Source organism: Marisediminitalea aggregata, from assembly GCF_900129565.1.
Taxonomy (GTDB): domain Bacteria; phylum Pseudomonadota; class Gammaproteobacteria; order Enterobacterales; family Alteromonadaceae; genus Alteromonas; species Alteromonas aggregata.
This window is the reverse complement of sequence record NZ_FQWD01000004.1, coordinates 27,722-47,320: the sequence shown is the minus strand read 5'-3', so window position 1 is coordinate 47,320 and position 19,599 is coordinate 27,722. Positions and strand designations below refer to the sequence as shown.

19 protein-coding genes are annotated in these 19,599 nt (G+C 49.4%); 14 read left to right on the top strand and 5 right to left on the bottom strand.

Going from position 1 to position 19,599, the window contains the following annotated elements:
• Positions 1-20 precede the first annotated feature (20 nt).
• Together pdxH and BUB81_RS11700 are read left to right on the top strand one after the other, a co-directional pair.
• Positions 21-659 carry a pyridoxamine 5'-phosphate oxidase gene (pdxH, locus tag BUB81_RS11705; protein ID WP_073322951.1) on the top strand — a complete coding sequence of 213 codons (639 nt, stop codon included), beginning with the start codon at positions 21-23 and terminating at the stop codon, positions 657-659.
• A gap of 21 nt (positions 660-680) precedes the next feature.
• The gene (locus tag BUB81_RS11700) at positions 681-1,442 is read left to right on the top strand and encodes a TatD family hydrolase (RefSeq protein ID WP_073322949.1); all 762 of its coding nucleotides are present in this window, start codon (positions 681-683) and stop codon (positions 1,440-1,442) included.
• On the opposite strand, the gene BUB81_RS11695 is transcribed toward BUB81_RS11700, so the two are convergent.
• A complete protein-coding gene (locus BUB81_RS11695; RefSeq protein ID WP_073322947.1) occupies positions 1,418-1,750 on the bottom strand; it encodes a hypothetical protein in 333 nt (110 codons plus the stop codon). The genes BUB81_RS11700 and BUB81_RS11695 overlap by 25 nt on opposite strands.
• 215 nt (positions 1,751-1,965) lie before the next feature.
• Between BUB81_RS11695 and serB the strand changes: the two genes are divergently transcribed.
• Complete coding sequence (serB, locus tag BUB81_RS11690) at positions 1,966-2,982, top strand: phosphoserine phosphatase SerB (RefSeq protein WP_245819185.1); 1,017 nt, start codon at positions 1,966-1,968, stop codon at positions 2,980-2,982.
• 86 nt (positions 2,983-3,068) lie between these two features.
• Here the strand turns inward: serB and BUB81_RS11685 are convergent, their stop codons facing one another.
• Complete coding sequence (locus BUB81_RS11685) at positions 3,069-3,665, bottom strand: hypothetical protein (protein WP_073323868.1); 597 nt, start codon at positions 3,663-3,665, stop codon at positions 3,069-3,071.
• Positions 3,666-3,877: 212 nt separating this feature from the next.
• Between BUB81_RS11685 and BUB81_RS11680 the strand changes: the two genes are divergently transcribed.
• Together BUB81_RS11680 and groL are read left to right on the top strand one after the other, a co-directional pair.
• Positions 3,878-4,192 carry a co-chaperone GroES gene (locus tag BUB81_RS11680; RefSeq protein ID WP_073323867.1) on the top strand — a complete coding sequence of 105 codons (315 nt, stop codon included), beginning with the start codon at positions 3,878-3,880 and terminating at the stop codon, positions 4,190-4,192.
• Complete coding sequence (gene groL, locus BUB81_RS11675) at positions 4,189-5,817, top strand: chaperonin GroEL (RefSeq protein WP_073322943.1); 1,629 nt, start codon at positions 4,189-4,191, stop codon at positions 5,815-5,817. Before BUB81_RS11680 ends, groL begins: the two co-directional genes overlap by 4 nt.
• A gap of 74 nt (positions 5,818-5,891) precedes the next feature.
• On the opposite strand, the gene BUB81_RS11670 is transcribed toward groL, so the two are convergent.
• A complete protein-coding gene (locus BUB81_RS11670) occupies positions 5,892-8,414 on the bottom strand; it encodes a PilZ domain-containing protein (RefSeq protein WP_073322941.1) in 2,523 nt (840 codons plus the stop codon).
• A 187-nt stretch (positions 8,415-8,601) separates the two neighbouring features.
• Here BUB81_RS11670 and radA point away from each other — a divergent pair, with 187 nt between their 5' ends.
• Positions 8,602-9,969 (top strand): DNA repair protein RadA, encoded by a 1,368-nt coding sequence (radA, locus tag BUB81_RS11665; RefSeq protein ID WP_073322939.1) that lies wholly within the window; start codon positions 8,602-8,604, stop codon positions 9,967-9,969.
• A gap of 6 nt (positions 9,970-9,975) precedes the next feature.
• On the opposite strand, the gene BUB81_RS11660 is transcribed toward radA, so the two are convergent.
• Together BUB81_RS11660 and ettA are read right to left on the bottom strand one after the other, a co-directional pair.
• Positions 9,976-10,389: a PilZ domain-containing protein gene (locus BUB81_RS11660; RefSeq protein WP_073322937.1), complete on the bottom strand. Its 414-nt coding sequence runs from the start codon at positions 10,387-10,389 to the stop codon at positions 9,976-9,978.
• Positions 10,390-10,597: 208 nt separating this feature from the next.
• On the bottom strand, positions 10,598-12,265 hold the full coding sequence (ettA, locus tag BUB81_RS11655; protein ID WP_073322935.1) for an energy-dependent translational throttle protein EttA: 1,668 nt from the start codon (positions 12,263-12,265) through the stop codon (positions 10,598-10,600).
• Positions 12,266-12,712: 447 nt separating this feature from the next.
• Here ettA and lpxD point away from each other — a divergent pair, with 447 nt between their 5' ends.
• The 8 genes from lpxD (at position 12,713) to nusB (ending at position 19,573) form a co-directional block, all read left to right on the top strand.
• On the top strand, positions 12,713-13,738 hold the full coding sequence (lpxD, locus tag BUB81_RS11650) for a UDP-3-O-(3-hydroxymyristoyl)glucosamine N-acyltransferase (protein ID WP_073322933.1): 1,026 nt from the start codon (positions 12,713-12,715) through the stop codon (positions 13,736-13,738).
• 141 nt (positions 13,739-13,879) lie between these two features.
• Entirely contained in the window at positions 13,880-15,136 is a 1,257-nt protein-coding gene (gene glyA / locus BUB81_RS11645) for a serine hydroxymethyltransferase (RefSeq protein ID WP_073322931.1), read from the top strand.
• Positions 15,137-15,195: 59 nt separating this feature from the next.
• Positions 15,196-15,645, top strand: a complete 450-nt coding sequence (gene nrdR / locus BUB81_RS11640; protein ID WP_073322929.1) for a transcriptional regulator NrdR — start codon at positions 15,196-15,198, stop codon at positions 15,643-15,645.
• A gap of 5 nt (positions 15,646-15,650) precedes the next feature.
• A complete protein-coding gene (ribD, locus tag BUB81_RS11635; protein ID WP_073322927.1) occupies positions 15,651-16,799 on the top strand; it encodes a bifunctional diaminohydroxyphosphoribosylaminopyrimidine deaminase/5-amino-6-(5-phosphoribosylamino)uracil reductase RibD in 1,149 nt (382 codons plus the stop codon).
• A gap of 4 nt (positions 16,800-16,803) precedes the next feature.
• On the top strand, positions 16,804-17,469 hold the full coding sequence (locus BUB81_RS11630; RefSeq protein WP_073322925.1) for a riboflavin synthase: 666 nt from the start codon (positions 16,804-16,806) through the stop codon (positions 17,467-17,469).
• Positions 17,470-17,489: 20 nt separating this feature from the next.
• Positions 17,490-18,590 carry a bifunctional 3,4-dihydroxy-2-butanone-4-phosphate synthase/GTP cyclohydrolase II gene (gene ribBA, locus BUB81_RS11625; RefSeq protein ID WP_073322923.1) on the top strand — a complete coding sequence of 367 codons (1,101 nt, stop codon included), beginning with the start codon at positions 17,490-17,492 and terminating at the stop codon, positions 18,588-18,590.
• A 72-nt stretch (positions 18,591-18,662) separates the two neighbouring features.
• A complete protein-coding gene (gene ribH / locus BUB81_RS11620; RefSeq protein ID WP_073322921.1) occupies positions 18,663-19,139 on the top strand; it encodes a 6,7-dimethyl-8-ribityllumazine synthase in 477 nt (158 codons plus the stop codon).
• 11 nt (positions 19,140-19,150) lie between these two features.
• Positions 19,151-19,573, top strand: coding sequence for a transcription antitermination factor NusB (gene nusB, locus BUB81_RS11615; protein ID WP_073322919.1), 423 nt, complete (start codon positions 19,151-19,153; stop codon positions 19,571-19,573).
• Positions 19,574-19,599 lie beyond the last annotated feature (26 nt).

The following is a 19,599-nucleotide window of genomic DNA, read 5'->3' as shown; positions in this document are numbered from 1 at the left end:
GCGTTAGTTAGGAGAAAATCATGTCGATTGCCGATATGCGACGTCAGTATTCCATGGGGCGACTCACCGAAGAGGCGTTAACGCAGCACCCCATTGATTTGTTTAAGCAATGGTTAGGTGAAGCAATCGATGCGAAAATCCCCGATCCGACGGCAATGACAGTCGCCACTGTAGACGCTAGTGGTCAACCCTCCCAACGTATCGTGCTGCTGAAAGACTATGACCACGACGGCTTTGTGTTTTACACCAATCTGGGTAGCCGTAAGGCCAAAGAACTGGCTGAGAACCCCAAAATATCATTGCACTTCCCGTGGTTTTTCATGGAGCGGCAGGTACGTGTTTGTGGCGTAGCAGAAAAGCTGTCTGTGGCACAAAATGCAAAGTATTTCCTGTCTCGTCCAAAAGATTCTCAATTGGCCGCATGGGCGTCACAGCAAAGTCAGCCGATTTCGAGCCGCGAATTGCTGATGACACAGTTCAAGCAAATGAAAGACAAATTTGCCAATAAAGATATTCCGTTACCGGATTTCTGGGGCGGCTTCAAAGTAAAACCCTCACAAATCGAGTTCTGGCAGGGCGGAGAAAATCGTCTGCACGATCGCTTCGAATATCGATTTGATGCAGAAGCAGGTTGGTCAACCCAGCGACTCATGCCCTAGTGCCGTTGCGTTCTTCAGGCCATGATCGACTCGCACTGTCATCTTGATCTCGCTGCCTTTGACAACGACTGGCTGCAACAAATTGAGGCTGCCAAAGCCAGGGGCGTAACACGCTTTTTGGTGCCAGGCACCACTGAAGCGGGTTGGGATAAGCAGCTTGCCATGACGCAAACTGTTGCTGAAATAGACATCGCTTTCGGGCTTCACCCCTATTTCTTACCTGACGATGCAGAGCCGGTTTTGGCTCGTCTCGATGCGCGCCTCAAACAATCAACAGCATCATTGGTGGCACTGGGCGAAATCGGCATCGATGCCAGTCTAAACACGCCAATCCAGTGCCAACAACAGGTGTTTGAAAAACAGCTGTCGATGGCTACTCAATATCAGCTGCCGGTGATACTGCATCATCGAAAGTCCCACCATTTACTGATTGAGTCCCTAAAACGCTGCCGCTTTCAATACGGTGGTGTGATACATGCCTTCTCTGGTAGCCTGGAAGCAGCGAAGGCCTATACGGATTTGGGGTTTTGCATTGGTGTTGGCGGCACAATTACCTATCCCAGAGCACAAAAGACGCGGCAAACAATAGCCAAACTCCCTTTGGAGAGCCTGCTGCTTGAGACTGATGCACCGGATATGCCCATGTGCGGCAGACAAGGTGAGCGCAATGCCCCTGTGTATTTACCTGACGTGTGTCAGGCTCTTGCTGAATTGAAGCACACCTCGGTGGAAGATATTGACGAGGTTACCAGTAAGAATTATCTGTCGGTGTTTGGGCGGTAAAGTATAGATAAATAGCCCACGACCTGTTGTGTATCTTCCGCAATTATCGGGGTAAATACCGACTGCAAAGCTGGTTCAGTTCTGACCATACCAACGAAAGTGTCGACCTTGCCACTGTGGGCTAGTTGCTCTCCTGCAGGGCTGAAAACACTGGCAGCTATTACTGACTCTTCTAACATCAGTGTCGCTAGGGTTCGATTTAGCGCATCAGTGTCATTTTCCTGTGTGCTTTGCTCTAGCAGAGCGGTGTAATGAACTACCAGTTTTTCTGCCTGAGAAGTGGGAGCCGAAGGAGAAATTAGCGACATACTTAACAGGAAGCCTGTCAACAAAACTACAATGCCGAATAACCAGGAACGGCGCGAAAGTTTTGTTAGTACCCGTGTTGGCGTATGAAAAGCTGATTTTATGTATGTCATATAGCGAAAAACACTGAAATTAATGTAGTGGAAGGATTTCACCGGCGGCGCTGATCCGTTAGGATTGGGCACATTTTGTTGTTAGTCAAACAGGACCCATCATTTTGCAACCACTCGTCATAGCTGAGCCTGCACTAAACAGTGCTGCTTTCCTTCGTTCTGTGTTAGCAGAGTATCAGAATCTTAGTTGGGATCAATCTTCCGCACAATTACAGCAGGTCCAGGGCCGCAGTACTGATGCAAGATTAGTCATTCAAAGTCAGGCGCTAACGCTTCAACAGGTGGCAGATATTCAGCAAAACCTGTCAGCAGCACTGAGCGTGCACAGCTTTTCATTGCACCCTTTCGATGAACTGTTAAATCACACCGTTGTGGTCGCTGCGGTTGACCATAGCTGCGATGACGATGAGCTGGTAAAAGCCGTTATTGCCAAAACAGCAGAACAGCATCACTGCGAAATTGCACTGCTTGAGCATACCCCGAAACTTTCTGAACCCGGCTTGTTGGTCATGGACATGGATTCCACGGTTATTCAGATTGAGTGCATTGATGAGATCGCGAAGCTGGCGGGTCTTGGAGACAAGGTTGCAGCCGTAACAGAGCAGGCAATGCGTGGCGAGCTGGCGTTTAAAGACAGTTTGATTTCCCGCGTAGCGTGCCTGGACGGTGTGCAGGTTAGTCAGTTAGCGCAGATCCGAAACAGTATTCCGTTAATGCCGGGCTTATCTAAACTGCTGGAAGTGCTAAAGGCAAATGGCTGGAAAGTGGCTATTGCGTCAGGCGGGTTTACCTACTTTGCCGGTTATCTGGAAGAGCGACTTGGTCTTGATGCCAGCCGGGCCAACGTGCTGGCTGAAGAAAATGGCGTGCTTACCGGTAACGTCATTGGTGATATTGTTGATGCAGAAGTAAAAGCCGAAACGGTGAAAGCGTTGGCAGCGAAGTGGGATATTCCTATGCACCAGACGGTTGCGATGGGCGACGGTGCCAACGACCTTAAAATGATGGACGTTGCCGCGTTGGGCGTTGCATTTGAGGCCAAGCCTATTGTGAATGCGCAGGCTAATGCCGCTATCCGTTATTCTGGATTAGACGCCATGCTGGCGTATTTGTGCCCGTAAGCAACATTTAATTATTGCAAACCATGCGTACTAGTCGGAGCGCGCCATTGTAAATACGGCGCGCGCCACTGATAGCGGAGTTAGCGTTATTGAGACGGCGTATCAGGGGTGAGCTGGATACCCATTTTCGCCAGTTGAGACGCTAAAAACGGGTCGCCACTTTTCCTCCAACGTTCATATACTGCCAAAATATCGGACATATCAAAACCTTGCTGTCTATTCCCTGCGCGAGCAACCAGTTCCAGCATGTCATGGAACGTGGTGGCTAGTTCAGCAAATACATGTTGGTAGTCTCTGGCGTGTATCGACAGGTAATCGTATGCAGCGGTCCCCATTCCTACAAAATAATCTTTTTTAATCCCCCGGCGGGCGTAATTTTGCGGAAACAAAGCCCCTATAAATAACGCCAGGTCGCCTAGTTGACGTAAAAATAAACAACGTTGGCGCGCAATTGGAGTGTCCAAAGCGTCCTTGTAAAGCAAAGCGAGGGGACGCACTCCAAAACGCCCATCCTGATAACTGTATAGCGTACTGCTATTTCCGAAACGCGCCAGCAGGTTGCCAATATACCAAAGCGTATCTTCCTGCGGGGAGGGCTCAAACATGTTGGCCAATTCTTCCAGTTGTTCACGAAAATAATTGGAAAGTTGTTGTTCAAAAATAAGGTTTGGCTGTTGTTGCATAGTCACCTCAGTTTCGCTATTGAACACTTTAACGTTAACGCATAACTGCCTTATTTGCAGATGATTTTTTATTCTTAAAAATTATTTTTTTATAAAAAAAAGTTACAAATTCTCACTATTGAAACAAAAACAGCGTGACCTTATTTGCTGGATTGGGTGCATATAACCCAGAAATATTATCTGTTAGTTCAACTTTTTTGGAGAAAAAAGCAATGCGTATACGACCTATGTATGACCGCGTGGTTGTTCGCAGATTACCCGTTGAAACCAAAACCAGCGGGGGAATTGTTATTCCTGATAAAAGCGCAGGTAAGTCAACTCGTGGCGAAGTGCTCGCAGTTGGGCCTGGAAAGTTACTCGATGATGGCACAACGGCCACGCTGGCAGTGAAAACGGGCGACCAGGTACTGTTTGGTGAATATGCCGGAACTGAAATTAGCCTTGATGGCGACAAAGTGTTGATCATTAAAGAGCAGGATATTCTTGCTGTAGTTGAAGAAGATGTTGAACAGGAGAAAGCCGCATGAGTGCAAAAGTCGTTAAGTTTTCAGATGACGCACGTGGGCGTATGCTGTCTGGTGTAAACGTGCTGGCTGATGCAGTAAAAGCCACGCTTGGTCCAAAAGGTCGAAATGTGGTTCTGCAAAAGAGTTATGGCGCTCCTCGTGTTACTAAAGATGGGGTGTCGGTTGCCAAAGACATCGAGCTGAAAGACAAATTTGCCAATATGGGGGCGCAAATGCTCAAAGAAGTTGCGTCTAAAACCGCTGATGTTGCCGGTGATGGGACGACAACTGCCACCGTGTTGGCCCAGGCTATTGTGAGGGAAGGTCATAAAGCCATAGCGACAGGTATTAACCCCATGGACCTGAAGCGGGGTATTGATGCAGCCGTTACGAATGCCGTTGAACATTTGCACAACCTGTCTCGTCCATGTAGCGACAACAAATCGATTCGTCAGGTCGCAACAGTGTCTGCGAACTGGAATGATGATATTGGTGAAATCATCGCCAAAGCGATGGAGCGTGTAGGCCGTGATGGTGTCATTACAGTAGAAGAAGGAAAATCGTTACACAATGAACTTGAGGTTGTTGAAGGTATGCAGTTTGACAGGGGCTACCTGTCTCCATACTTTGTGACGAATACCGAGAAAATGCAGGTAGAGCTGGATAACCCTTACCTGCTGCTGGTCGATAAGAAAGTGACACAAATCCGCGAACTCTTGCCGCTGCTCGAAGCTGTAGCCAAAGCTGGCAGACCGCTAGTCATTGTTGCTGAAGACATGGAAGGAGAGGCGCTGGCGACACTGGTAGTGAACAACATGCGCGGCATACTGAAAGTGGCTGCCGTTAAGGCTCCCGGGTTTGGCGATCGCCGCAAAGCTATGTTGCAGGATCTGGCAATTCTTACCAAGGGCACCGTGATAAGCGAAGACGTTGGCCTGAGCCTTGAAAAGGTTGAGCTGGAACAATTGGGCAGTGCTAAGCGTGTCGTAATAAGTAAGGACAACACTACCGTTGTTGACGGTCTGGGAGATAAGGCTGATATCGAATCGCGTGTTGCGCAATTGCGTCAGGAGATAGACAAGTCGACCTCTGATTATGACAAGGAAAAATTGCAAGAACGCATTGCTAAATTGGCTGGTGGCGTCGCGGTGATTAAAGTAGGTGCGGCTACCGAAGTTGAAATGAAGGAGAAAAAAGACCTGGTAGACGATGCATTACACGCCACGCGAGCAGCTGTTGAGGAAGGGATCGTACCCGGCGGGGGGATTGCCCTAATTCGCGCTGCACAGGCAGTGACCAAGGCTGACTTGAGTGTAGCGAATGAAGAGCAAAAGCTGGGTGTGAATATTGCCGTGCGGGCAATGGAAGAACCCTTCCGCCAAATCGTCACTAACGCAGGTCTTGAGTCAAGTGTTGTCCTGTCTCAGGTGCGACAGAATGAAGGAACCTATGGCTTCAACGCGCAGAGTGAGCAATATGGCGATATGTTGGATATGGGTATTCTTGATCCCACAAAAGTAACGCGTACAGCACTTCAAAATGCGGCTTCTATTGCGGGCTTGATGCTGACTACCGAAGCAATGGTGGCAGACGCTCCGTCTAAGCAAAATGCAGAGACGGCAGCCACAGGCGCGGAGTGGGAGTAACTCGTACTCTAATGTAGCCAGGCACTTGCTGTCTGGCTACCTCTTGATGTTTTCCGTAATAAAGCGGCTTTGTACTAGCCGCTCTTTAACAAGGCCTTGATACCGCTGGGCTCAATAGCATGCTGGCTGGGTGTTTGATAGTTAGCCTGCACTTCCTGTAAATCAAATCCGAAGCGCAATAATACCTCATCGGTAATATCGACAGCGTGTACGCAAGCACCAATACTCCACAAACGCTCTTCCAGCTCTTTAGCGCGGTGAATAGCATAAACGCCAATGTAATTAATTTCCGACTGCAGCATTTCCAGATCGGGTTTACCGGTGGTCGTCACCGATACAGACATAGCAATGAATTGCCCGTCTTTTAGTGTATCGGCGATAAACTGTTTTTGTGCGTCGTGGGAACTAAAGCGGTGCTCGTAGCGCGCGTCGATAGCGGCGCGAGGATCCTTCTCAGTCGGTTTAAATGCAACGAACAGTTCTCGCATCACTGGTTGATGCTCTGTTTTCACTTGCTTTATCGCATGTTGAACGAAGGGAGCATCTAAGTGGCGATCGCGGAAAAATACTTCCAGATTCAGTTTATTCTGTTCTGCAAAGTGCCCGCACAGGTTTTTGAGTCTGGGACTGGTCTCGCCCAGTACACCCACCTGAGGATGGTAGCGTCCACTTGTCTTAGACAACACAAACGCGAGCGTTGCCGGGTTTTTAGCATTAATACATCGCAAGGCATGGCCAATGCCGGGGATTTCTTCTTCATCCGGATAGGTCTTCAGCGATGCTTTATTGCTCTTAATGAGTTCGGCAAAAAACGTTCGGGCAGATAACCCGTCTTCACCGGCGACAGTGCGAAGGTGTAAAATGTTTTTGTCACCACTCACATGCACCACACGGTATTGCAGGTTTGATACGTCAAATTTACTGGTCAATTCCTGCAGTTTCGGGAACGCCAGTACTACGCGCATATTTACATCACCGTGATACTCACCTTCAATTTCGATGCGAAGTCCATTAATGGAAATGTCTTCACTCACGCCGGTAATGGTTTGCCCTCGGGCATGCAAATTTACGGAGGTCCGCAATAAATAGCGGGTTTCCATACGCTGTTCATGAAACTTGTAGCGAAATGCTTTTACCGGGAAGGGCGGACGATTGCGGGCGTGACCGAATAGCTTAAGCGCTTTTAGCTGGCTGCGATCGATTTTTATCTGACTGAACAGCAGTTGCTCGGCGTCGGATGTAATGTCGGTGATCTGCGCGATATAGGCCAGGTTTTTGAGTTTTGCCATCAACCGCGGGGCCGGTTTTGCATTTTGTCGCTTCACTTTGGTGCCCACTTCGTCGGGCAGCGACAGCGGCGCATAAGCCTGCTTAGGAGACATGTTGCTCAGGCTTATTTTAAAGACCCGCCAGCTGACCTTGCGGGCACCAAATCCTAAAAATAAATTCCGCAACTTTTCATGGCGGGCCAGATCGATATGACTGGCGGAATAAAAATAGACCTTGCCGTTTTGAATATGGTTAAACGCGTAAATAAACAGCGTAGGTACGTCTTCCTTACTTTCAATCAGGTATTGAATACGCTCCTGATTTAGCAGATATCCCAATCGGAGTTCATCTTCCTCATCATTCCAGTAGCCCAGAATATGTCGATTTAGTTCATTGGCCATCGCAAAGCGGGGCAGGGCTCTGCCTTCATTTACGTCGATATAAACAGGCAGGGTCGGACAACTGGGTGAAAAGTACTGTTCACACGACTTGTTGATGATGGCATCAACGGTGTTGTCCATATTCACTTTATAGCGGCGCTTATTACCGTGAATAAACTTGTCGATGAACTGGTCAAATGCATTATTCGGGGCATCGGCCAGGCGTTTCATTTGCAGGAACTGGTGCTCCTGCTTTCTGGAGATACTCACCACCTGGTATTTAATGGCTTGCTTCTTGTCCAGAGAATACTCTGTTTCCAGGCCTCGAAAGTACACGCCGATTTTTTCACCGGGTTTAAACAGTTGCTCTTTCGAGAGCTTTATTTTCAACCCGTGAGACGAAATATCCACACTGGTAGCACGCAGGCTGTTATTGGTTTCAGTGAAGATCTCCAGCGCCACAGCGAAGTTCATACGCTCTTCGTTGCGCTTGGCATAGTCTAATAATCCGATATTGATAACATCAAATTGTGTCAGGCTATTCTTCGGCTTATCAGCCACTTCCTGTTCTTTTTCGTTGCGGGCTTCTGCCTTTTCCCGAATAACTCTGAAGTTGTTCTCTGTTGCCATAACGGCTTCGTATACGCCGAAGCAATACAGCCCGAAAATTCGCACTTGCTGTTCAAACACTTCGATCGCAACGTCGTCGAGGTAGTGCTTGATTCCATTGTATTCGTAAAGTTTACATTGGCCGTCAACCTGGCCACGCAAATCAATGGCGCGCAAACAAGGGCGGGCGAGGCGCTTTACCTCCATTTTGATCAGGAAACGCTTTTCTTTTGGAATGTGCGAGGCAATTTGTTGCAACACCTGATTAAACTCAGGTTCTTTCACCATGGGCTTGAGTTGCTCAATAACCGACGCGTACTGTGATAAATCCTGATTCATATCTTTGGTCTTGCTGTCTACCCTGAAGGTTTTTGTTATATTACCGTTTTTATCGGCAAGTGCTGGATATTAATTAACGAGATATCAATGGAAATGCGGTTTGCGCCTCCCTGTCTCACTGGTAATGAACATGCCTTTGTATTGAATCCCAGATTAATACGTATCCAAAAGGAAACCAACCAATTTTATGGCTAAACGTAAAACTGCCTTTGTCTGTTCTGATTGTGGTGCTGAATTTCCTCGCTGGCAGGGCCAGTGTACGGAATGTAAGGCTTGGAATACTATTGCTGAATTTGTGGTCAGTCCTGCTAAGTCCACCGCGCGGGGTAATTTAGCCGGATACGCTGGGCAGACCACCAGTCAGGTTCAGGTACTCAACGAAATCAATGTTGAGGACTTGCCGCGTTTCGGGTCGGGGTTCAAGGAACTCGACAGAGTACTCGGCGGCGGCATTGTGCCGGGCTCAGCGATTCTGATCGGTGGCTCACCTGGTGCTGGTAAAAGTACCTTGTTATTGCAGGTGATGTGTCAGCAGGCCATCAGCAAATCCGCTTTGTATGTAACTGGCGAAGAATCGCTGCAACAGGTCGCTATGCGAGCCAAACGCCTGGGGTTACCCGACGACAAGCTAATGATGCTGGCAGAAACCAACGTCGAACTGATTTGTGATTTAGCGTTAAAACAAAAACCGCAGATTATGGTTATCGATTCAATTCAGGTAATGCATGTCAGTGACGTACAGTCAGCGCCCGGCAGTGTATCTCAGGTGCGGGAAAGCGCGGCGTACCTTACCCGGTTTGCCAAACAGCATCATATTGCCATGTTTATTGTTGGCCACGTTACCAAAGACGGCAGTCTGGCAGGACCGAAAGTACTGGAGCACTGTATCGACTGCTCCATGATGCTGGAAGGGGAAAGCGATGGTCGCTTCCGGACCCTGCGAAGTCACAAAAACCGCTTTGGTGCGGTGAACGAGTTGGGTGTTTTCGGGATGACCGAGAAAGGCATTAAAGAGGTGGGGAATCCCTCTGCTATTTTCCTGAGTCGAAATGAAAATCAGGCGCCTGGCTCCGTAGTGATGGTGATATGGGAAGGCACCCGGCCTATTTTGGTTGAGATACAAGCATTGGTAGACTATTCCCCGTTAAATAATCCACGCCGGGTTACGGTAGGGCTTGAGCAAAACCGCTTAGCCATGTTGTTGGCAGTGATGCATCGCCATGGCAATGTGCAAATGAACGATCAGGACGTATTTGTCAATGTGGTGGGCGGCGTTAAAGTGGCGGAAACTGCAGCCGACTTAGCCCTGCTGGTTGCGATGATTTCAAGCTTTCGCAACCGGGCGTTACCCCGCGATCTTATTGTTTTTGGAGAAGTGGGTCTGGCAGGTGAAATCCGGCCTGTTCCCAACGGCAGTGAGCGGTTAAGCGAAGCGGTGAAACATGGCTTCAAGCGCGCTATCGTGCCGAAGGCGAATGCCCCTAAACAACCTATAAACGGGTTGAAAGTCATCCCCGTTACCAAGTTAAGTGAGGCGCTTGAAGCACTGGAGTAGGGCGGGTTAGGAAGCGCCCGGTAGTGCGTCGGCGATTCGATCGAGCAGAATCATTAGTTCGTTGGTGTCCATGTCCTGTTCTCCGCTATTGAGCAGCAATAGCCGACGTAACGCGCCTAAGTCTTCCAATGGGATATGAGTGAGCTGCATACCTAGCACGGTAGCTGCGGGTGTGCGCTCTGCTTCATGCTGGACATGGGTAATCTGCCCGAACAAGGTAATGGTAGGGCTGTCTGCATTAGCCTGAATAGTTAACGTTAATGGTTGGCTGATATCCAGTGCGCTGTCACTGTCCACTCGTACTCTCACGCCTTGCAATGACAAATCGAGAACCCTCACTTTGAAGGTATGTTCTGCGATATTAAGCAGGCCGTTCATATCAATGGCCAGACGTTGAAATTGTCGCTTCTCTTTAGACATTGCCGACTCCGGATAAACGCGTTGCGTGTGTTGCGCAACATAATCTCAGTTTAGTTAAGGCTTTACAATCACAAGTGTAGCAAAGAGGACGTCAGAGCGTAGCTGTGCTTTGACGTGTATTGCGCTTCTGGCTAACTCGGGCCGGTAGCACAAAGAAAAAGCCCCTCGACACCTAAGTGGGAGGGGCTTTGCTTGATAAAGTCAGCGCTTATTTGCTGATGCGCTTGTACTTCAGTCTGTGTGGTTCAACGACATCCTGTCCGAAGTTGGCTTTCAGCCAGGCTTCGTAATCAGTGTAGTTACCCTCGTAGAAGTTGATCTTACCTTCGTCGCGGTAATCCAGGATGTGTGTAGCAACCCGGTCAAGGAACCAACGGTCGTGCGAGATAACCATGGCACAGCCAGGGAATTCCAATAACGCATTTTCCAATGCACGCAGTGTTTCTACATCAAGGTCGTTGGTCGGTTCATCGAGCAGCAATACGTTGCCGCCGGCTTTGAGTAATTTTGCTAAGTGAACCCGGTTACGCTCACCACCCGATAGGTCTTTAATGAACTTCTGCTGGTCGGTACCTTTGAAGTTAAAACGGCTGCAGTACGCACGGCTGTTCAGCTCGAAATTACCAATGCGCACGATGTCCTGACCATCTGACAGCTCCTGCCATACGGTATTGTTACCATCCATGTGGTCGCGGAACTGCTCAACGCTGGCAATTTTTACCGTATCACCAATGGTGATCGTACCGCTATCAGGTTGCTCTTTGTCAGTTAACATACGGAACAGCGTGGACTTACCCGCACCGTTTGGACCGATAATACCCACGATTGCACCTTTAGGAACAGTGAAGCTCATGTCGTCAATGAGCACGCGGTCTCCGTAGGATTTCTTCAGGTTTTGTACTTCGATGACTTTGTCACCTAAACGCTCACCCGGCGGAATGAACAGTTCGTTGGTTTCGTTACGCTTCTGATAATCGCCACTGGACAGCTCTTCAAAGCGAGCCATACGCGCCTTACTTTTAGCCTGGCGGCCTTTAGGATTGGTGCGAACCCATTCCAATTCCTGTTTAATCGATTTTTGGCGGGCATTTTCAGCGCGTTCTTCTTGTTCCAGACGCGCGTCTTTCTGCTCGAGCCAGCTGGAGTAATTACCTTCCCACGGAATACCGTGGCCACGGTCAAGTTCCAGGATCCAGCCCGCTACATTGTCGAGGAAGTAACGGTCGTGGGTAATGGCTACCACGGTGCCTTCATAGTCGTGCAGGAAACGTTCTAACCAGGCTACGGATTCTGCGTCAAGGTGGTTAGTTGGTTCGTCGAGCAGCAGCATGTCCGGCTTTTCGAGTAACAAACGACAGAGCGCGACACGGCGGCGTTCACCACCGGATAGTTTGCTTACATCGGCATCCCAGGGCGGCAGACGCAACGCATCGGCGGCACGTTCCAGGGCATTTTCCAGATTATGACCGTCTTTGGTTTGGATAATGGCTTCCAGTTCACCCTGCTCTTTGGCCAGGGCATCGAAGTCGGCGTCTGGCTCTGCGTACAGGGCATAGACTTCGTCGAGGCGCTTCAGCGCATGCGCAACATCGGCAACCGCTTCTTCGATGTTACCGCGAACGTCTTTGCTCTCGTCCAGTTGCGGCTCCTGTGGCAGATAACCAATATTGATACCAGGTTGTGGTCTGGCTTCTCCTTCGATCTCGGTATCCACACCAGCCATGATGCGCAGCAGGGTTGATTTACCTGCGCCGTTCAGACCCAGCACACCAATTTTGGCGCCGGGGAAAAAGCTAAGTGAAATGTCTTTTAAAATCTGACGATTAGGCGGGACAATTTTGCCCACCCTGTGCATAGAGTATACGTATTGTGACATGCGATGTCCTGGCTCAATAACAAAGGCGCTATTGTAATCAAAGACGCGTGGAGTTGGTAGGGGCTGTTGACCTTTGCTGTATGTTTTTGCAGCGAGTTGTGCGTCATTTAGGCAAGGCAGAGTCCACGTAGTGTAGTTGTTCTACATAAGTGGGCGATAACGCAGTATAAATGACGCACAAACGCTGCCCTTCGGGTTCGTCATAGAAGCGTTTTACTCTTTGTCACAGGCCTTTGACGTAGAATGACTATGCCTGTAGGCCTGTTTCGCGATTAAAACGCTTCTATATAGAACAAAAATGATACAGCAAAGGTCAACAGCCCCTAGCGATAGTCAGCACGAAAACACGATCAACGGTGCATTTTTTTGAACGTCGACGCAGCCAGCCAGCCATTTTTTTTGTACACTACGCGAAAGAGAGTCAGCCTTATTCATAAAGGAAGTTTCATGCAACAACAACCCAAGGTTTTTTCGCTCGCCGAACTGGCTGAGCAGGTGGGGGGAGATGTACAGGGAAATGGTGATATTTCGCTGAGTGGTGTAGGCACATTGAGCAGCGCCAACAGCTCACAGATTTCATTTTTAACCAACAGCAAATACCGCTCTCAGCTGCAGCAAACAGAAGCGGGCGCTGTGATTTTGCATCCAAATGATGCCGTAGACTGTCCAATACCGGCACTGGTGCATAACAATCCACATGCAACGTTTGCACGTATAGCACAGTTATTCGATACCACACCGGGTGTCGCAGTGGGCCAACACGCAACGGCGATCGTGGCCAAAAGCGCGACCTTGGGCAACAACGTCGCACTAGGTCCCCATTGTGTTATTGAAGATGACGTTGAGTTAGGTGACAACGTGGTAATCGGCGCAAATACTGTCGTCAGCAAAGGCTCTAAAATTGGGGCCGGTACCGTAATACACCCTAATGTAACGATTTATCACAGTGTGCGCATTGGCAAACGGGTTCGCGTTCACAGCCAAACGGTAATTGGTGCCGACGGGTTTGGTTATGCCAATGATGCAGGAACCTGGTTACCGATTCCGCAAACCGGCTCGGTGGTAATAGGCGATGACAGCCAAATCGGCGCATCATCGACCATTGACCGGGGCGCACTGGACGACACCATTATTGGCACTAACGTTATCATTGATAATCAGGTTCAGGTTGGACACAACTGCATTATTGGTGATCACAGCTGTATTTGCGGAGCGACCGGGATTGCCGGCAGCACGCACATTGGCAAATACGTCATTATTGCCGGCGGATGCGGTATTAACGGTCACCTGACCATCTGCGACAACGTGCAGATTACCGGGTATACCATGGTCACCAGTGACATCAAAGAGCCGGGCGTATACTCGTCCGGACAACCCGCGATGACCAATCGTGAGTGGCGTAAGAATGCCGTTCGAGCCCGTCAGCTCGATAAGTTGTTTGAAAGAGTCAAACAGCTGGAAAAACAGAAATAGTCTCAGGTTGACAACTGTCAACCTGACTGAACTGAAGGTTTTGTCATAATTCGGCCACAAAGCAGTATACATAGGTCGGAAAATGACTAGAATATGCCCTTCTGAATGATATGCGACCAAATTACGCAGTAAGGAGCCTCCATGTTACCGCGCGAAATGACCATTGCCGACTTTGATCCAGAATTAGCTGCCGCGATTGATAAAGAAAATCAACGCCAGGAACACCACATCGAGCTAATTGCCTCTGAAAACTATTGTAGCCCACGAGTAATGGAAGCCCAAGGCTCTCAACTGACCAACAAATACGCTGAAGGATACCCTGGTAAGCGTTATTACGGTGGTTGTGAATACGTAGACATCGTAGAAGATTTAGCTATCGAGCGTGCTAAGCAACTGTTTGGTGCTGAGTATGCCAACGTGCAGCCACACTCTGGTTCACAAGCTAACTCTGCTGTATTCATGGCGTTACTGAACGCAGGTGATACTGTGTTGGGTATGAGCCTGTCAGAAGGTGGTCACCTTACTCACGGTGCTCACGTAAACTTCTCAGGTAAAACGTACAACGCAGTTCAGTACGGCCTGAACGAAGAAACCGGTGAAATCGATTACGATCAGGTTGAAGCGTTAGCGCTTGAGCACAAGCCAAAGATGATCATCGGCGGTTTCTCTGCTTACTCAGGTATTGTTGACTGGCAACGTTTCCGCGAAATTGCGGACAAAGTGGGTGCTTACCTGATGGTTGATATGGCACACGTTGCAGGTTTGATTGCAGCGGGTATCTATCCGAACCCTCTGCCACACGCACACGTGGTTACCACGACTACGCACAAAACACTGGCTGGTCCTCGTGGCGGTCTGATTTTGTCTGCTTGTGGCGACGAAACACTGTACAAAAAATTCAACAGCTCTGTTTTCCCGGGTAACCAGGGTGGTCCTCTTTGTCACGTTATTGCTGCGAAAGCGGTTGCGTTCAAAGAAGCACTAGAGCCGGCGTTTAAAGAGTATCAGCAACAAGTACTGACCAATGCAAAAGCCATGGTATCGGTAATGCAGGACCGCGGTTACAAGATTGTGTCTAACGGCACCGACAACCACTTGTTCCTGTTGGATCTCATCGATAAAGACATCACAGGTAAAGATGCAGACGCAGCCCTTGGCCGTGCAAACATCACTGTGAACAAGAACTCGGTACCAAAAGACCCGCGTTCACCGTTTGTTACCAGTGGTCTGCGTATCGGTACACCAGCGATTACCCGTCGCGGCTTCAAAGTTGAAGAAGCACAGCAGGTTGCAAGCTGGATCTGTGACATCCTGGACAACATGGGTGATGAAAGTGTTGTTGAACGTGTACAAAGCGAAGTGGTTGAGCTGTGCTCACGCTTCCCGGTTTACGCGTAACAAACTGAAAGACGAGCTGGTGGCGTTCGCCACCAGCTTTGTTTACCCCGGAGTTCACCATGCATTGTCCTTTTTGTTCTGCCGAAGAAACTAAAGTCATTGACTCTCGTTTAGTCGCTGAGGGACATCAGGTACGCCGTCGTCGCGAATGCGCAGAGTGTCACGAACGTTTCACCACGTTTGAAAGTGCGGAACTGGTGATGCCCCGTGTGATTAAACGCGATGGTACGCGCGAACCCTTCAATGAGGACAAACTCCGAGCCGGGTTACAGCGCGCACTGGAAAAACGTCCGGTGAGCACCGAGAAAGTTGAGCAGTGTATTCTGAAGTTGAAGTCAACGCTGCGCGCAACGGGTGAGCGGGAAGTAGAGAGTGAATTATTAGGTAATCTGATCATGGATGCCCTGAAAGAACTCGACAAAGTGGCCTATGTGCGCTTTGCTTCCGTATACCGTTCATTCGAAGATATTAAAGAGTTTGGTGAAGAGATAGCCAGACTAGGGGATTAACTCCCATGTCCAACCCTTTTCCGTTACATTCCGATGAGTATTGGATGGCGATGGCTATTCAACAGGCTCGTCGCGGTTTATATACAACATCTCCCAATCCCCGTGTCGGCTGTGTGATTGTTAAAGACAACACGCTGATTGGTGCAGGTGCGCATTTACAGGCAGGTACCCCTCACGCAGAAGTACACGCGTTGCAAGACGCGGGTAATGAAGCGCAAGGCGCTACCGCGTATGTCACGCTTGAGCCTTGTAGCCACACTGGCAGAACACCACCTTGTGCCGAAGCCTTGGTTAAAGCCAACGTCGCCCGGGTAGTGGTTGCTATGACCGACCCTAATCCGTTAGTGAGCGGGCGCGGTATAAAGCGATTACAGGATGCAGGAATTGCAGTCACTCAGGGCGTGCTAACGCAGTCAGCTGAAGCGTTGAATCCAGGATTTATTAAGCGCATGACATGCGGCAGGCCCTGGGTCAGAGCAAAACTTGCTTGTAGCCTGGATGGTAAAATTGCGCTTGCTAATGGGGTTAGTCAGTGGATAACTGGCCCGGCTGCTCGTCAGGACGTTCAGCGTTTTCGAGCCCAAAGCTGTGCAGTACTAACCGGTAGTGGCACGGTGAAAGCCGACAACCCCAGTCTGTTGGTCAGACCCGAGCAGGCGAATTTTAGTGATTACCCTTTGACGCAATGCCGTCAACCTCTGCGGGTAGTCATTGATACTCGACAGCAATTAACACCAGACCTCGCCATGTTTAATGACGGTCAGCCGGTGTTGCTGGTGGTGAATGGCCAGCTGAAGCACGAGTTTTCCGATGCGGTTACCGTTATCCCTGCAAAGCTAGATGCAGCCTCTCAGAAGGTTTCGCTTACCTGGCTGCTGGATGAACTGGGCCGCCAGGGGCTGAATGAACTTTGGTTAGAAGCAGGCGCAGGTCTGGCCGGGGCATTTCTGGATCAGCATCTGGTTGACGAGCTGATTGTTTATCAAGCGCCCAAAGTGCTTGGCGACAAAGGCGTTTCAATGCTCACACTGCCGGATTATCAGCAGATTAATGAGGCTCCCCACTTGAAAATGACCGATCTCAGACATATAGCTGAAGACATTCGAATGACATACCGGGTAATGACGCCCGACACTCACGCTGCTGCAGGATAACGACATGTTCACAGGCATCATAGAAGCACTAGGCACAATTGAATCCATGGTCGACAGAGGCGATGCGATTCGCCTGAAAGTAAGCGCAGGTAAACTGGATATGTCAGACGTGGCGCTGGGCGACAGCATTGCAACGAACGGCGTGTGTTTAACCGTTGTTGACTATAGCCCGAATCATTACAGCGCAGATGTATCTGCCGAAACAATTCGACTTACCGGCTTTGCGCAGTACAAACCGGGTATGCAGGTAAACCTGGAAAAAGCCATGCAGGCTAACAGTCGTTTTGGCGGACACATTGTGTCTGGCCACGTGGATGGCGTGGGTACCATATCCAAGGTCATTACCCACAGTGATTATATCGAGTTCTGGGTAAAAGCCCCGGACGAGCTGGCAAAGTATATTGCGCATAAAGGCAGCATAACGGTTGATGGCGTCAGCCTTACTGTTAACAAAGTGAATGGCAGTGAGTTTATGCTATGGATTATTCCTCACACGCTGCAGGAAACCGTGATGCGCCATTATCAGGTCGGCACCCGTGTTAACCTGGAAGTTGACGTCATTGCTCGTTACCTGGAACGCCTGATGCTTGGCGACAAGGCCGCAGAACCTCAAAAACAATCCGATATCAGCCTGGCATTTTTGGCTGAAAACGGCTACTTAAAAAGATAACCCTACACAAAAGAACGATTATGGCACTGAATACTACAGCTGAAATCCTTGAAGATATTCAACAAGGTAAAATGGTTATCCTGATGGATGACGAGGATCGCGAGAACGAAGGCGATCTGATTATGGCGGCCGAGCATGTCACGCCGGAAGCCATTAACTTTATGGTTAAACACGCTCGTGGTCTGGTGTGTCTTCCTATGACGGCGGAGCGTTGCAAACGCCTGAATTTACCCTTGATGGTAGACAAAAACGAAGCGCAATTTTCGACTAACTTTACCGTGTCGATTGAGGCGGCTGAAGGCGTTACCACAGGTATTTCCGCAGCCGACCGCGCGACCACAATTCTTGCAGCAGTGGCGCAGGATGCCAAGGCAACAGATATTGTGCAACCGGGCCACATTTTCCCGCTGATCGCCAAAGAAGGCGGAGTACTGAACCGCGCCGGGCACACCGAAGCTGGGGTGGATTTAGCCAGACTGGCAGGCTGTGAACCAGCGGCTGTGATCGTCGAGATCCTGAATGACGATGGCAGCATGGCTCGGCGTCCACAGCTCGAAGCCTTCGCTCAGGCGCATGGCATAAAGATTGGCACCATTGCCGACTTAATCGAATACCGTAATTTGAACGAGACGACGATTAAAAAAGTTGCGAGTTGTGCATTACCAACACAATACGGTGACTTTGAGCTACATACATTCAAAGACGTCATCGACAACCAATTACACTTCGCGTTGAAAAAAGGCGAAATCAGCGCCGACAACCCAACGCTGGTTCGGGTGCATTTGCATAATACCCTGAGTGATTTACTGGGCTCGACTCGCGGTATTTCGCGTTCTATGACTCTGCCTGATGCCATGGAACAAATCGCTGCGGAAGGTGGCGTACTGGTTTTATTGGGTAAAGAAGAAGATCTGGAGTCACAATTACGCCGGTTTGCTGCTGAAGATCGCGGCGAACAGCCGGTTGGTAAAAATTGGCAGGGCTCGTCACGCACAGTAGGCGTAGGCAGCCAGATTTTAGCCGCCATGGGCGTACAAAAGATGCGATTGCTAAGTAAGCCAATCAAATATCACGCGCTGTCGGGATTTGGATTGGAAGTTGTCGAGTATATTCACGACTAACGATTGGGTTTTGGCGCTGTTGTGGTATACTTCGCGCCGTTTTTCACACGGGATTCTTACGGGATTGGGGCTATGCAGGTAATCGAAGGTAATATTCGCGCAACAGGTAAAAAATTTGCCATTGTTGTGTCACGTTTTAACAGTTTTGTAGTAGAGAGCCTACTGGAAGGTGCGCTTGATACTCTGGAGCGTCATGGCGAAGTCAGCGATGATGACGTAACACTGGTTCGCGTGCCAGGCGCATATGAATTACCTGTTGCTGCCAAAAAGTTAGCTGAGTCTAAGAAGTTCGACGCGATCATCGCATTAGGCGCTGTGATCCGCGGTGGTACACCCCACTTTGATTTTGTAGCAGGCGAGTGTAACAAAGGCCTGGCTCAGGTATCACTGGAATACGGTATCCCGGTATCATTTGGTGTCATTACAACAGACTCTATTGAGCAAGCGATCGAGCGCTCAGGTACAAAAGCCGGTAACAAAGGTTCAGAAGCTGCACTTGGCGCATTAGAAATGGTCAATGTTATGTCTGCACTTGACGGTTTGGCGTAAAGGGGCAATTTGTGAAAGTATCTCCTCGCCGTCGAGCCCGTGAACTTGCCCTACAGGGCGTTTATTCCTGGCAAATGACTAACAACGCTGTAGAGCAGGTGGAATTAGCGCTTGCGACCAGCAACGATATGAAGAAAGTGGATATGCGCTTTTTTCAGGGCTTGCTGCGCGGTGTTGTTAAAAGTGCGCCTGAACTGGACGATAAAATTCGTCCGTATCTCGGGCGCCTGCCGGAAGAGCTCGATCCTATCGAAAAAGCCATCTTACGCTTGGCAACCTTTGAACTAACTCAGCATGTTGAGGTCCCATACAAGGTTGTTATTAACGAAGCGATTGAACTGGCTAAAGCATTTGGTGCTGAAGATAGCCATAAATTCATCAATGGCGCGCTGGACAAGGCTGTTCGCACATTGCGCCCTCATGAGCGTGGCTAGCGGCAAACGCCAGTCTGGTCACGGTT